This is a genomic window from Flavobacterium eburneipallidum (genome assembly GCF_027111355.2).
GTDB classification, from domain to species: domain Bacteria; phylum Bacteroidota; class Bacteroidia; order Flavobacteriales; family Flavobacteriaceae; genus Flavobacterium; species Flavobacterium eburneipallidum.
The window spans coordinates 1,513,364-1,527,772 of record NZ_CP114291.2 but is presented as its reverse complement, the minus strand read 5'-3'; the positions used below and the strand labels follow the sequence as shown (position 1 = coordinate 1,527,772).

At 34.6% G+C, this 14,409-nt stretch carries 12 protein-coding genes; 3 read left to right on the top strand and 9 right to left on the bottom strand.

What is annotated here, in order from left to right; genetic code table 11:
- Positions 1-134: 134 nt before the first annotated feature.
- The 5 genes from OZP15_RS06400 to OZP15_RS06380 all read right to left on the bottom strand — a co-directional run bounded on the left by OZP15_RS06400 (position 135) and on the right by OZP15_RS06380 (position 6,346).
- Positions 135-1,031, bottom strand: a complete 897-nt coding sequence (locus OZP15_RS06400; protein ID WP_281337312.1) for a cbb3-type cytochrome c oxidase N-terminal domain-containing protein — start codon at positions 1,029-1,031, stop codon at positions 135-137.
- 17 nt (positions 1,032-1,048) lie between these two features.
- The gene (locus OZP15_RS06395; protein ID WP_269227630.1) at positions 1,049-1,228 is read right to left on the bottom strand and encodes a CcoQ/FixQ family Cbb3-type cytochrome c oxidase assembly chaperone; all 180 of its coding nucleotides are present in this window, start codon (positions 1,226-1,228) and stop codon (positions 1,049-1,051) included.
- A 4-nt stretch (positions 1,229-1,232) separates the two neighbouring features.
- Entirely contained in the window at positions 1,233-3,410 is a 2,178-nt protein-coding gene (ccoN, locus tag OZP15_RS06390; RefSeq protein WP_281337311.1) for a cytochrome-c oxidase, cbb3-type subunit I, read from the bottom strand.
- 34 nt (positions 3,411-3,444) lie between these two features.
- Positions 3,445-3,639, bottom strand: a complete 195-nt coding sequence (ccoS, locus tag OZP15_RS06385; RefSeq protein WP_269227629.1) for a cbb3-type cytochrome oxidase assembly protein CcoS — start codon at positions 3,637-3,639, stop codon at positions 3,445-3,447.
- 328 nt (positions 3,640-3,967) lie between these two features.
- Positions 3,968-6,346, bottom strand: coding sequence for a heavy metal translocating P-type ATPase (locus OZP15_RS06380; protein ID WP_281337470.1), 2,379 nt, complete (start codon positions 6,344-6,346; stop codon positions 3,968-3,970).
- A gap of 107 nt (positions 6,347-6,453) precedes the next feature.
- Between OZP15_RS06380 and OZP15_RS06375 the strand changes: the two genes are divergently transcribed.
- Together OZP15_RS06375 and OZP15_RS06370 are read left to right on the top strand one after the other, a co-directional pair.
- On the top strand, positions 6,454-7,134 hold the full coding sequence (locus tag OZP15_RS06375; protein ID WP_269227628.1) for a Crp/Fnr family transcriptional regulator: 681 nt from the start codon (positions 6,454-6,456) through the stop codon (positions 7,132-7,134).
- Positions 7,135-7,362: 228 nt separating this feature from the next.
- Positions 7,363-8,298: a phosphatase PAP2 family protein gene (locus OZP15_RS06370; RefSeq protein WP_281337310.1), complete on the top strand. Its 936-nt coding sequence runs from the start codon at positions 7,363-7,365 to the stop codon at positions 8,296-8,298.
- Between the two features lie 42 nt (positions 8,299-8,340).
- On the opposite strand, the gene mazG is transcribed toward OZP15_RS06370, so the two are convergent.
- From mazG to def, 3 genes are all read right to left on the bottom strand, one after another.
- A complete protein-coding gene (gene mazG, locus OZP15_RS06365; protein ID WP_269227625.1) occupies positions 8,341-9,114 on the bottom strand; it encodes a nucleoside triphosphate pyrophosphohydrolase in 774 nt (257 codons plus the stop codon).
- A gap of 138 nt (positions 9,115-9,252) precedes the next feature.
- Positions 9,253-9,744 (bottom strand): DUF5606 family protein, encoded by a 492-nt coding sequence (locus OZP15_RS06360; protein ID WP_269227624.1) that lies wholly within the window; start codon positions 9,742-9,744, stop codon positions 9,253-9,255.
- Between the two features lie 72 nt (positions 9,745-9,816).
- Complete coding sequence (gene def / locus OZP15_RS06355) at positions 9,817-10,404, bottom strand: peptide deformylase (RefSeq protein ID WP_269227623.1); 588 nt, start codon at positions 10,402-10,404, stop codon at positions 9,817-9,819.
- A 188-nt stretch (positions 10,405-10,592) separates the two neighbouring features.
- Between def and OZP15_RS06350 the strand changes: the two genes are divergently transcribed.
- On the top strand, positions 10,593-12,845 hold the full coding sequence (locus OZP15_RS06350) for an FUSC family protein (RefSeq protein ID WP_281337309.1): 2,253 nt from the start codon (positions 10,593-10,595) through the stop codon (positions 12,843-12,845).
- Positions 12,846-12,866: 21 nt separating this feature from the next.
- Here the strand turns inward: OZP15_RS06350 and OZP15_RS06345 are convergent, their stop codons facing one another.
- Positions 12,867-14,357 carry a malate:quinone oxidoreductase gene (locus OZP15_RS06345; protein ID WP_281337308.1) on the bottom strand — a complete coding sequence of 497 codons (1,491 nt, stop codon included), beginning with the start codon at positions 14,355-14,357 and terminating at the stop codon, positions 12,867-12,869.
- Between the last annotated feature and the right edge of the window lie 52 nt (positions 14,358-14,409).

The window sequence follows — 14,409 nt, the reverse complement described above, 5'->3', positions numbered from 1 at the left end:
TTGGAACACGGATGACACGGATTTAGCAGATTTACACGGATTAAAATGGATTAGCTTATAAAATACTCAATATAAAAATCAGCGACAATCCGTTAAAATCCGTGTCATCTGCGTTCAGTTAATTGCAACTAGCATTATTTAATTTTTGGTGCGTTTTCATCCACCCAAACTTCACCTTCAGGAGCTTTTGGATCTTTCGGATTGGTTCCTTTTAATGACAATACATAACTGGCTACAGCTTGCATTTCTTTTGGTTTCAAGGTTCCTTTCCAGGAAATCATTCCTTTTCCATCACGTCCACCATTTACCAGAGTGTGAAAAACATTTTTGATTCCACCACCCAAAATCCATTGGTCGTCGGTTAAGTTGGGTCCAATTTGTCCACCTGCATCTGCTCTGTGACAAGCCACGCAATTGGCTTCGAAAATGGATTTTCCTTTGGCCAAACCAGCAGCATCAGTTAATAAAGTAACTGTTTTTTCGTCCATCAAATCAGGAGCGGTTTCTTTGTATTTGGCAATATCAATTTGGGCTTGAGCCATTTCTTTTTTCAATTCCATTTCTTGATTATCGGCTCCCATGATTTCAAAGCGTACCATATAAACTACTGCAAAAACAATACAGCCATAAAACAAATACACCCACCAAGGTGGCAACTTATTGTCTAATTCTTTGATGCCGTCATAATCGTGTTCTAATAATAACGCAACTTCAGTCTCAACTGGAGGCGATTGAACAAGGCTCGCTTTCAGGTTATCAAACCAAATTGTCAGTTTACTAGGCGAATTAGAATCAAACGCTAATTTTGCTTTTTGTTCTTCGGTTAGCAATTGGTAGGTGATTCTATCTACTGCTTGAACGGTTATTTCTATGGCAATTAAAAGAAATAGAAACACCAATAGGAATAAAAAAACCATTGGAAACTTGAGAAATGCGGGTCTATCGCCCGAGTCGATAAAATATTCCAATGCACCGAAAACGGCAAAGAAAATGACAAGAACTCGTAAATAAGGTGGGATTATTTTTTTCATTTTATACATTTTGAAAATTATATTGCTTTATTGTCATTCAATGGCATTTGACTCAATTCATCGATTTTTTCTTTTCTATAGGAAAAAACCCAAATGCCAAGTCCCACAAAAAAGAAAAAGAAAATCAACAAAGAAATAATAGGATAGATGGAAACTCCTGCAATGGTTTCCATATTGTGTTTGATTTGTTCGAACATAACTTTACTTTTTAACTTTAATATCCGTTCCTAATCGTTGAATATAAGCGATCAAGGCAACAATTTCTCTGTCGCTCATTGGCACAAATTCTTCTCCTCTGGCAGCTGCTTTTTTCTTGCTATCGTCATAACTTTTTACAAAGTCAGGATCAGATTTCAAGCTTTCTTCAATTTTAATTCCCTGCGCTTTCAAATCTTTTTCAGCATTGGCAATTTGGGTTTCAGAGTACGCAACTCCTAATTGTTTCATGACCTGCATTTTCTTTTGAATAGCAGAAATGTCCATCGCTTGATTGTCAAACAACCATTTGTAACCTGGCATGATAGAACCTGCCGAAGTACTTTGCGGATTCCATAAGTGATTGAAATGCCAGTTGTCATTGTATTTCCCTCCTACTCTCAACAAATCGGGACCTGTTCTTTTTGATCCCCAAAGAAAAGGATGATCGTACACAAATTCTCCTGCTTTGGATTGAGGTCCATAACGCTCTACTTCGCTTCGGAACGGACGCACCATTTGCGAGTGACAGCCCACACAACCTTCACGAATGTATAAATCACGACCTTCTAGTTCCAATGGTGTATAAGGTTTTACGCTAGCAATGGTTGGAATATTGGATTTTACCATAATCGTTGGCACAATTTGGATAACTCCTCCAATCAAAATAGCTACAGTTGCTAAAATCGTCAATTGGATTGGTTTTCGTTCCAGCCAAGCGTGGTATCTTTCGCCTTTAACTCTAGATGGGCTAATTCTTTGCAATTCGGGAGCTTCGGCTAATTCGTCTTCGATAGGTGCAGCTGCTCTTACGGTTTGTATAATATTGTAAACCAAAACCAACATTCCAATCAGGTATAATGAACCTCCAACGGCTCGCATCCAATACATTGGCATAATGGCAGTTACGGTTTCTAGAAAATTTCCGTAGGTTAAAGTCCCATCAGGATTGAATTGTTTCCACATCGAAGCCTGTAAAAATCCTGCCACGTACATTGGAATCGTGTACAGTATAATTCCTAAAGTTCCAATCCAAAAGTGGAAATTAGCCAATTTAGTAGAATACAAACTGGTTTTTGACATTCTTGGAATCAACCAATAAATAACTCCAAAGGCCATAAATCCGTTCCAAGCCAAAGCTCCAACGTGCACGTGAGCAATAATCCAATCGGTGAAATGCGCTATTCCATTCACGTTTTTCAAAGACAACATCGGGCCTTCAAAAGTAGCCATTCCGTAACCTGTAATAGCCACAACAAAGAATTTCAAGACAGGTTCCTGACGCACTTTGTCCCAAACACCTCTCAAAGTCAACAATCCGTTAATCATTCCTCCCCAAGATGGAGCAATTAGCATTACAGAGAAAACAACTCCTAAATTTTGCGCCCAGTTCGGTAAAGCAGAATATAACAAATGGTGAGGTCCTGCCCAGATGTATAAAAATATCAACGACCAAAAGTGAATAATAGACAATCGATAAGAATAAACTGGGCGATTGGCAACTTTTGGAACAAAGTAATACATCAATCCTAAAAAGGGCGTGGTCAAGAAAAAAGCCACTGCATTATGACCGTACCACCATTGCACCAAAGCATCCTGAACTCCAGCATAAACCGAATAACTTTTCATTCCGCTAACGGGTAATGCCAAACTGTTGAAAATATGCAACACCGCAACCGTTACAAAAGTGGCTAGGTAAAACCAAATGGCAACATACAAATGGCGTTCTCTTCTTTTCAAGATAGTTCCAATCATATTGATACCAAAAGTCACCCAAATCAAGGCAATCGCAATGTCTATTGGCCATTCTAATTCAGCATATTCTTTGGAAGTGCTATAACCTAATGGCAATGAAATAGCAGCAGCAACAATAATTAATTGCCAACCCCAAAAGTTTAAATTGCTCAAAAAATCACTGTACATTCTGGCTTTCAGCAATCGCTGGAGCGAATAATAAATTCCAGCAAACATGGCATTTCCAACGAAAGCAAAAATCACTGCATTGGTATGCAAAGGCCTTAATCTTCCGAAACTCAACCACGAAATTCCGTCAGTTAGGTTTGGAAAAAGAAACATTGTGGCTAAAATAAGTCCGACCAACATTCCGACAACACCAAAAACAATGGTGGCGTAAATGAATTTCTTTACAATTTTGTTATCATAATAAAACTGTTGCATTTCCATAAATAGAGTTGTTAATTATTTGTAAGTTTTGAGTTTATTCTAAAGTATTTGAGTTTTCGACTTTGGATTTTTTCTTTTTAGATTGAATTAATTCATCGTCAAAAAGCATTCGAACAGAAGGCGTGTAATCATCATCGTATTGACCTTTTCTGACTGCCATTACAAAAGCAATAAAAAACGTAATCGCCACAACGATACTAATAGCAATAAGTAAATAAATGACACTCATCTGGTAGATTTATATCAACAAAATTACTGCAAGGACTATCTTTAAAATATGACATTTATCATATTCAAATTATTTGTTAAGAAAAAATTAAAAAGTGATTTATAGTCTTTTTTAGTACTCTTCTTTCAAATCAATAAACTTCTGATTTACAACAGATTTATCCCGTATGGATTTCATATTGGTAGAAAAATAAGGGATATGTTTTTTTGTCCCGTAGGGACTATATACAATGCGTAAACCAATATAGTCCCTACGGGACAAAAGACTATAATTAATCGCTATTACTACCAATATGAAATCCCTACGGGATAAAAAAATTGAACTAAAATCACTTTAATCTTCTAGCGTAATAATTACTCATAATGGTCACAAAACTGACAATCGTAATGGTGCTCAAAGGCATTATGATAGCTGCTACCAGAGGATCTAGCTTTCCAGTTATAGCAAATGATAATCCTATGAGATTGTATAATAATGACAAACCAAAACTCAATTTAATTGTCGTGATGGACTTTTTAGACAGTTTCAAAAAATAATGCAGTTTTTTAAACTCGCTCGCATCCAAAATAGCATCGCAAGCGGGAGAAAAAACATTGACATTTTCGGCAATTGAAATTCCAATATTGCTTTGCGCCAAAGCTCCAGCATCGTTGAGACCATCGCCTACCATCATAACGTTTCTGCCTTCTTGTTGTAGTTTTTTGATGAATTCTAGTTTCTGTTCTGGCTTTTGATTGAAAATTAATTCGGTTTGTTTGGGCAAAATAATTTCTAATGTATTGCGCTCGCCTTCGTTATCTCCCGACAAAACTTTAATTTCATAATACTGGCTCAACTGTTCGAAAAGTGTCGCCAAACCTTCTCTGTATTGATTATTGAAAATGTATTTACCGTAAATAACATCGTTAATTTCAATATAAACAGTCGTTTGTTGCATACTATTTTCTTCCAAAATTCCAACAAAAGCGGCGGAACCTATTTGAATATTATTTCCTTCAATGTTGGCTTGAATTCCTTTTCCTGTAATTTCTTCAAAATCATTGACTTTTAGCTTTTTAAACTCGGGTAAAAAGTCATACAACATTCGGCTCAACGGATGATTTGACCCTCGAAGCGCATTTTTAATCAGTATTAAATTCGCTTCTGAAAGTGGTGTTCCTTGATAAGAAATATTCGATTTTTTGTTGGTCGTAATCGTTCCTGTTTTATCAAAAACTATCGTATCTACTTTTGCTAATTGTTCGATAACCAAAGCATTTTTGAGATAGAATTTCTTTTTGCCTAAAATTCGTAACACATTCCCCATCGTAAACGGAGCGGTTAATGCCAAGGCACAAGGACAAGCCACAATTAGAACTGCTGTAAAAACATTGAAAGCAATATTAGCATCAATAAAAATCCAATACCCAAATCCAGCGAAAGCTATCAGTAGTAATATGGGTGTAAAATAACGACTGATTTTATCTGTAATGGATTTGTGTTTTTGTTCTACCTTTTTCTGAAAAATATCGTTACTCCACAGTTGTGTCAAATAGCTTTGAGAAACCGAATGCAAGACTTCCATTTCGATAACTTTTCCCATTTGTTTGCCGCCAGCAAATATTTTATCGCCTGATTTTTTGGCAATTGGAATAGCTTCGCCAGTAACAAAGCTGTAATCGATTTCGGTTTTTTCGGAGATTAAAATACCATCTACAGGAATTAATTCTTGGTTTCGAATGAGCAATCTATCGCCTTTTTGAATATCATAAACTGGCACACTTTCTTCGGAAGCATTGGTATTAATTCGGGTAATGGCTATGGGAAAATAAGACTTAAAATCTCTTTCGAAACTCAAGAAACTATAAGTTTTGATTTGGAACATTTTGCCCAAAAGCATAAAGAAAATCAGTCCCGTCAAGCTGTCGAAAAAACCAGAACCGTAATCCATTACAATATCAAAAGTACTTCGGATGAAGAAAATTATGATTCCTAAAGCAATTGGAATATCAATATTCAACATTCTAGATTTAATACTTTTATACGCTGAAACATAGTATCCGCTGGCAGAATATAAAAAAGAAGGCAAAGACAAAGCAAATATCAACCATCGAAAAAAGGGTCGGTAATTATCCAGCCAATATTCTTTGACTTCAAAATATTCAGGAAAAGAAAGCAACATAATATTCCCAAAACAAAAGAAAGCCAAACCGAGTTTATAAGTCAAACTTCTATCGACATTATTTTTCCCCGTTTCGTAATTTTCTAAACTGATATACGGTTCATAACCAATAGAACTCAATAAATGAACAATGGTTTTGAGCGAAACTAGTTCAGGATTATAGCTGATTCGGACTTTCTTCTCGGGGAAATTAACTTGTGAACTACTAATTCCTTTTTGAAGTCGTTGCAGATTTTCGAGAATCCAAATACAAGAACTACAATGAATGTGCGGAATATTTAATGAAACAATAGCCGTTTTGTCTTCTTGAAATTCGAGCAGTTTGGTAACAATACCTTCATTATCCAAGAAATCGTATTTGCCTTTGATGTCTTCTGGCGTTGCTCCTGGCGCTTTTTCGAAATCATAATAGCAAGTCATATCGTTGATACTGAATATTTCGTAAACTGTCTTACAACCGTTGCAACAGAACAATTTATCGTCAAAGATAATCTCCTCTTTCTCTACAATATCTAATCCGCAATGAAAACAATTTTGCATTTCTATCAATTTATTCTTTTTTGGAAGAACAAATTTAGGAACAGTCCAAATTAAAAGAAATGATAATTGTCATATAAAGTTGTAAATTTGCCACATTGATTAATCCTTTCTTTATGAGTAAATGTGAACAATGTATCGTGAGAGAATTGAGTTCTTTGAAAGCGCTCAACAAAGAGGAATTGTTGCGAATTGCCGATTGCAAAACGTCGCATACCATTAAAAAAGGCGAACCCATTTTTGAAGAAGGCGATTTGGTAAACGGCATTTTTTGTATCAAAGAAGGCGTTTGTAAACTCTCCAAATTAAGTTCAAACGGAAAAGATCAAATTGTAAAACTCATTAAAGCGGGAGAATTACTCGGTCAACGCTCGATGATTAGCGATGAACCTGCTAATTTAAGTGCTATAGCTCTAGAGGATATGCAAGTTTGCTTTATCCCAAAAAGTGAAATGCTGAATATGTTTGACAGCAACAATAAGTTCTCTATGAATTTGATGAAATCACTTTGTGGCGATTTGAAAGAAACCAACGATCACCTAGTTTCTGTTTCCCAAAAAACAGTCAAAGAACGATTAGCCGAAACCCTACTCCACCTTGAAGATAATTTTGGTAAAAATCCCGATGGTTCTTTACACATCCAACTATCTAGAGAAGAATTGGCTGGAATGATTGGAACCGCTACCGAAAGTTGCATTCGATTATTATCCGATTTCAAAAAATTAGGCTTAATTGAATTGAATGGTAAAAAAATAGTTTTGAAGGATATCAATAAATTGAAGAAGATTGCTAGTTAATTTTGGTAACCAATACTTTAAACTCTCTGTAAACAAGTTTTTAAAAATTTAATCATTTAATAAACAAATGATGAATCACTATGTAAACCTTGATTTACCTTCGTAAAAACGATAAAAACACTTCTTTATCAAAGAACCATTTAGCTTTTTTCTTCCAACAATAATACATTTTATTATCAAAGGATTTATATTTGCTAAAAAAATGTTAATTCCCCAATTGCTTTAAAAATGAAAAAAAAATTAGCACTCCTTTTTAGCATCCTTTCAATTTCTTGTTTTGCTCAAATTGACAGCCTAGAAACCAAAAAAGAAAACCGATTTAAAGTAGCAGGTTCTGTAATAGCAAACAGCATATTAAGTGTACCAGGCGATTTCAAAGCAATGGGACATAACATATCGAGCGACTGGAAAAGAACAGCTATTTATACAGCAGGAATTGTTGGCCTTATTGCTACCGACAAAATAACAACGGGTTTTATGCACGACCACATCGAACCAAAAATAGATTATAGTCTGCCAGATCCTGATCCCAATAATTTAATTCCACATGTTACCCGAGAAGATCCATATATTCTGTACCCGATTGTCGGTTTGTATGCAGGTTCATTATTAATCAACAATAAAAAAGGACAAGTTGTTGCTGTAAATGCCGTTAAATCGTTAGCCTATTCTTATGTTATCAGTCATTTAATGTTAAAAACAATGTTTTCTAGAAACAGACCACATAGAAGGATACATGATAACAATCCTGTAGTAGAGCCATGGACAAAAAATCCTTGGGATTTTGGAAATTACGGAAAAATTCAATATTTATCAGGTCCAAATGGAGGAACTGCTTTCCCTTCTTTTCATGCTACCGCTTATTTTGCTGTTGCTAAAGTATTTCAAATGGAATACAACAACTATTGGATACCTTATACTTTTGTAACAGGCGTATTTCTTTCCAATATAAAAGGACATGACCATTGGGTTTCGGATTTAGTGGTAGGTGGATTAGTGGGTACGATAATTGGACGATCGATAGTAATTAGCAGTCGCAAGCAAATTGCAAAAAGTGAATCAAATGCTTTTAACTACAATCCTAAAAAAATTAGAATGGAAAAACAAATAATTCCTCAAATTTCAGGCTCTATGGTTGGCATCCATTTCATTGGAAGTTTCTAATTTAGATTTTAATTATTGAACAAAAAACTTTTTTTGAACTTATTACAACTTCTTGGCTTCGTTCCAAAAAATATCCATTTCGGCTAAAGTCATATCCATTAAGGGTTTGCCTAATTCTCCTGCTTTGCTTTCCAAGTATTGAAAGCGTTTGATGAATTTTTTATTGGTTCGTTCCAAAGCATCTTCGGGATTGATGTTCAAAAATCGAGCGTAGTTGATCATCGAAAACATGACATCTCCAAATTCGGCTTCCATTTTGTCCTGGTTTCCAGCTTGAACCTCAACTTGAAGTTCAGCTAATTCTTCTTGAACTTTATCCCAAACTTGATGCGGTTCTTCCCAATCGAAACCTACTCCTTTTACTTTATCCTGAATTCGGCTGGCTTTTACCAAGGCTGGCAAACTTCTTGGAACTCCTTCTAAAACGGATTTTTTGCCTTCTTTTAGTTTTAGTTTTTCCCAATTTTGTTTTACTTCTTCCTCGTCTTTAACCACCACATCGCTGTAAATATGAGGATGACGATGAATGAGTTTTTCGCAAATTTCATTACACACATCAGCTATATCAAAATCATTGGTTTCGCTACCTATTTTGGCGTAAAAAACAATATGCAACAACAAATCACCCAATTCTTTTTTGACTTCATCCAAATCATTGTCTAAAATAGCATCACCCAATTCGTAGGTTTCTTCGATGGTTAAATGACGTAATGTTTGCAAAGTCTGCTTTTTATCCCAAGGACATTTTTCGCGCAAATCATCCATGATGTTTAATAATCGTTCGAAAGCTTGGAGTTGATTTTGTTTGGAGTTCATCGTATTTGGTTTTGTGTAAAAATAACAAATCCTGTCAGGAAAACATCTTGACAGGATTAAATTTATTTAGTAAGTAGTAAACAGTCTTTAGTAATTAGTCTGAAACACAAACACTATTTACTAATCACTAAAAGCTAATTACTCTTTTTGGGCTTTTGCTTTTTTAGCTGGAGCTTTTTCTTTTTCGGCAACTACTTCTTCTACAACACTTTCTTTAATTGCTTCAGCGTTCTCAATTTTTGGTTCTTCTTTAGAAACCAATCCTTTTGATTGTAATAAATTATACCAGCTCAATACTTTTTTAATATCAGATGGATAGACTCTTTCTGAATCATATTCTGGAAGGATTTCAGCAAAATAAGCAATTAATTTAGCATTGTCTTCTTTGTGCGAAAGTGCTGGACCTTCGTTTTCTTTGATAGCAATGTTTCTCATCACTTCTGCCAAAGGTTTCTCGGCTTCAACAGTATAAATAGAGATTTCAGACAATAAGCTTACGTTTACTTTCAATCCAACGGTACTTTTTTTACCATCAAGCAATGACTCGGCTACAAACCCAGTACGAGTTTGAACTTTTAATGCGTATAAACCTGGTTTTCCTGAAATCGATAATATTTTTTCTAAATTCATTTTAAAAATGTGTATTTGGTTATTTGTGTATTTGGCAATTTGTAGAATTCGTAAATCCCAATTCGTATTTTTTTATCTTCCTTTTTTATTAGAAAATTTCATTCTGTAATCAGGTCTGGATTTACCATCCATAATGTTTTGCAATTTTTTCTTGATGAGTTGTTTTTTTAATGATGAAATCAAATCAGTAAACAAAATACCCTCGATATGATCGTATTCGTGCTGAATGACTCTGGCTACTAATCCGTCAAAAACTTCAGTTTTTTTATTGAAGCTTTCATCATAATACTCGATAGTCACTTTTTCATGTCTGTAAACATCTTCACGAACATCGGGAATACTCAAACAACCTTCGTTGAAAGCCCACAATTCACCTTCTTCTTTCAGAATTTTAGCATTGATAAAAGTGCGTTTAAAACCTTTTAATTCTTGTTGCTCTTCTGTTGGTAAATCCTCATCATCGCTAAAAGGAGCGGTATCAATAACAAACAAACGAATACTCAATCCTACTTGTGGTGCGGCTAGTCCTACTCCACAGGCATTATACATCGTTTCATACATATTAGCGATAATTTCTTTTAAATTAGGATGTTCTGGAGTAATATCATCAGCCATCTTTCTTAAAACAGGATCGCCATATCCTACAATTGGTAAAATCATTTGTGTTGTATTTGGTATTATTTTCTGCTAAATTGAAATAGCTTTTGGCTAATTTCAGTCCGCAAAAGTAGTAAAAAATAGACATCCATTTATCCTTGATTAATAATTAAATTTAGTTAAAAAATCAAGGCTACTTTATAGGGATACAATATACCACAATTCTTACCTTTGCAAATAACCCAATTATTATGATTGCAAAAATAAGAAACATCACCGTTGGCACTAATTTTACCAATGCTTTAAAAGCTGCAATTTCTGCTGCTACGCCTGTTTTATTATTCTCTTATTTAGGCAATTTAGAAACAGGATTAATCATAGCCCTTGGTGCTTTATTTACGTTTCCGAGCGACACACCTAGTAATTTGAAGCATAAAATCAACGGACTACTAGTTACGGTTTTCATTCTTTTTAGTGCCAATTTATTAATCAATCTAACCTATCCCTATCCTTTTATTTTTTATCCTGTTTTTACTACTTTAATTTTCATACTATCGATGTTGGCGGTTTATGGACAACGCGCTACGATGGTTGCCTTTTCGGCATTAATGATTATTTCTATTTCATTTTCTCATATTAATAGTGGCTGGAAAATGATAGAACATTCTGGACTATTACTGGCTGGTGGATTATTTTATATGTTGATTTCTATTCTTTTTTTCTACATCAATCCGCATCGTTACACTGAACTAGAAATTGTAGAATGTATCAAACTGACCGCTAAATATTTGAAATTAAGAGGTGATTTATGGGAATTAAATTCTGATCGAAAAGAAATTACCCGAAAACAATTGGTACTACAGGTTGAGCTCAATGACAGACACGAAAATATTAGAGAAATTCTAGTTCGAAATCGTACTGATTATGGTGCTTCTAACCAAAACAGAAAGATGTTATTGTCTTTTATTTCATTAGTAGAAGTAATGGAATTAGCCATTTCTACCTCATTCGACCATAACAAATTACATCAAAAATTTGACGAGCATCCCAAGGTTTTGATGACCTATCAAAGCCTGGCTTACAATCTTGCTAAAAACTTAAAATCGTTATCCAAAAAAATTAAAAAAAGAAAGAGTTATATCCCCAAAAATAACTTGGTCGAGAACTTGTATGCCTTTGAAAATGCCATCCTCGAATATGAAAAAACCCTAGGAAAAACAGAAGCGTCAGAAGGTGTTTTGATGCTAACCAATATGTTGCATTATGCTGAAAAACAAGTAGAAAAAATCAAAACACTAGAACGTGCCTATACTTCAAATGTGAAATTAAAAGACCTAAAAGGCAGAGATAAAGATTTAGAAAAACTCATCACACCTCATTATTATCCATTAAATACATTAGTCGAAAATTTCAGTTTTTCGTCAATGGAATTCAGGCATTCACTACGAATAACTATTACCTTATTGACAGGATTCATCATAGGGAGAGTTCTTCCATTTGAAAATGTGTATTGGATTTTAATTACCATTGTAGTAATTATGCGTCCCGGTTACGGACTTACAAAGGAGAGAACTTCGCATCGTTTTGTAGGAACTATCATTGGTGGTATCGTTGGTTTTGCGGTTTTGGCATTAAACCCCAATACGACTATTCTTGGCGGACTAACACTCCTTTTTCTGATTTTGGGATTAACATTTAATCCGTCTAATTATAGAATTGGCACCAGTTTTATAACACTACATGTCATTTTTATCTTTGCTATATTAAATCCTACTGATGATGATATTATCTTGTATCGTATTTTAGACACTTGTGTAGGAGCAACTCTAGCCATTCTAGCTAATTATTTCTTGTGGCCTTTTTGGGAATTTTTAAATACCAATGAAAACATCAAAAACTCCATTGAAGCCAATAAAAATTATTTGAAACAAATTTCTATTTTGTACAATAACAAAACTGGTATTGATTCTAATTATAGATTAGCCAGAAACCAAGCTTTTATAGAAATTGGAAACCTAATGGCTTCTTTTCAAAGAATGCTACAAGAACCTAAATCGAAACAAAACAAACTACAGCAAGTTTATAAATTTACGGTAATCAATAATGCGTTGCTTTCGTCAGCGGCTTCTTTGGGTACTTATACCCAATCACACAAAACTACCGAAGCATCAGAATCGTTCAATATTGTCTTTGACCGAATTATAAGAAATCTGGATTTTGCTATTCAACTTTTAACAGACGAAAACCAGACCAAAACATCTGATTTTATAATTGATGATACTGAAAATAATAGTTTTATTGAGTTGAAAAAAATTAGAGAGAAAGAATTAACCCAAGAGAATGAAGATCTTAATAGCGAAGAATTTAAACTCAAAATGCAAGAAGCACAATTGGTTATTGAACAATTAATTTGGTTAACCAACTTATCCGAAAACGTAGTTAAAACAACCAAAATACTTTTGAAAACAAAAGAGCCTGTTAAAAAAATTCAAACAGGCTCTTAAACTATCACAAAATAATTGTTGTTACAACTTCAATACTTGTTGCGTTTGTTTTCTTACTTCGGCTAACAATTCAGGATTTTCGTTTAGTTTTTTACCATAAGAAGGAATAGCCGTTTTTATTCTGCTTTGCCATTCTGGAGATTGCATTTCTTCTTTAAAACATCTTCCTATTACATCTATCATAATAGAAACTGCCGTCGAAGCCCCAGGTGAAGCACCTAATAAAACCGATAATGTTCCGTCTCCAGAGGTGATTACTTCAGTACCAAATTCTAATTTACCACCTTCTTTTTCATCCTTTTTAATCACTTGAACTCGTTGTCCTGCACGTTCTAAAACCCAATCTTTGGATTTAGCGTTGGGTACATACTCTCTCAATGCTTTTATTCTATCTGCAGGGGACTGACGCACTTGCTCTATTAAATATTTAGTCAAAGGAAGATTTTTATATCCTGCTATAAGCATCGGAATAATATTATCCGTTTGGATGGATAATGGCAAATCTGAATAAGAGCCATTTTTCAAAAATCGAGTAGAAAATCCTGCAAATGGACCAAACAACAGCTCTTTTTCACCATTGATCATTCTAGAATCAATATGTGGTACCGACATTGGTGGCGCTCCTACACTCGCTTTTCCATAAACTTTAGATTCGTGTTGTGCAATTACTTCTGGATTAACACATTTCAACCATTGTCCGCTTACTGGAAAACCTCCAAAACCTTTTCCTTCTGGAATATTCGCTTTCTCAAGCAATGGTAAAGAACCACCACCAGCACCTATAAAAACGAATTTAGTATATGATTTTCTTTTTTGACCAGTTGCCAAATCAGTTATTTTTATTCTCCATCTTTTATCAGGATTTTGTCTCAATTTCTTAACTTCGTGATTAAAATACATAGTCACCCCTTCCATTTTAGTAAGATGATCAAACATACTACGAGTCAACTCTCCAAAATTCACATCTGTTCCGATAGCCATTGAAGTTCCAGCAACTTTATCAGATTCTTTTCGACCTGCCATCACTAATGGCATCCATTGGTTGAGTTGTGACCAATCAGTACTAAATTGCATATCAGCAAAAAGCGGATTTGGTTGCAAAGCTTCGAATCTTTTTTTAAGATACTCTACATTTTTTTCGCCCCAAACAAAGCTAATGTGAGGAATTTGTTTGATGAATTTTTCTGGCGAGCCAACGATATTTTGTTGTACTAAATATGCCCAAAATTGACGAGAAACTTCAAATGATTCGGCAATAGAGATGGCTTTTTTAGGATCAATACTTCCGTCAGCACTTTCGGGAGTATAATTTAATTCGCAAAAAGCAGAATGTCCTGTTCCTGCGTTGTTCCAAGCATCTGAACTTTCAGCTGCAGCTTGATCCAAGCGTTCGAAAATTTCAATTTTAATATCGGGTTGAAGTTCTTTTAAAAGTATTCCAAGAGTGGCACTCATTATTCCTGCACCGATGAGAACTACATCGGGTTTTGTGCGTATAGTTGTATCTGACATATAAAAAGAATTAATGCCGCAAAGGTAGTTTTATAAAACCTTAAAAAAAAAT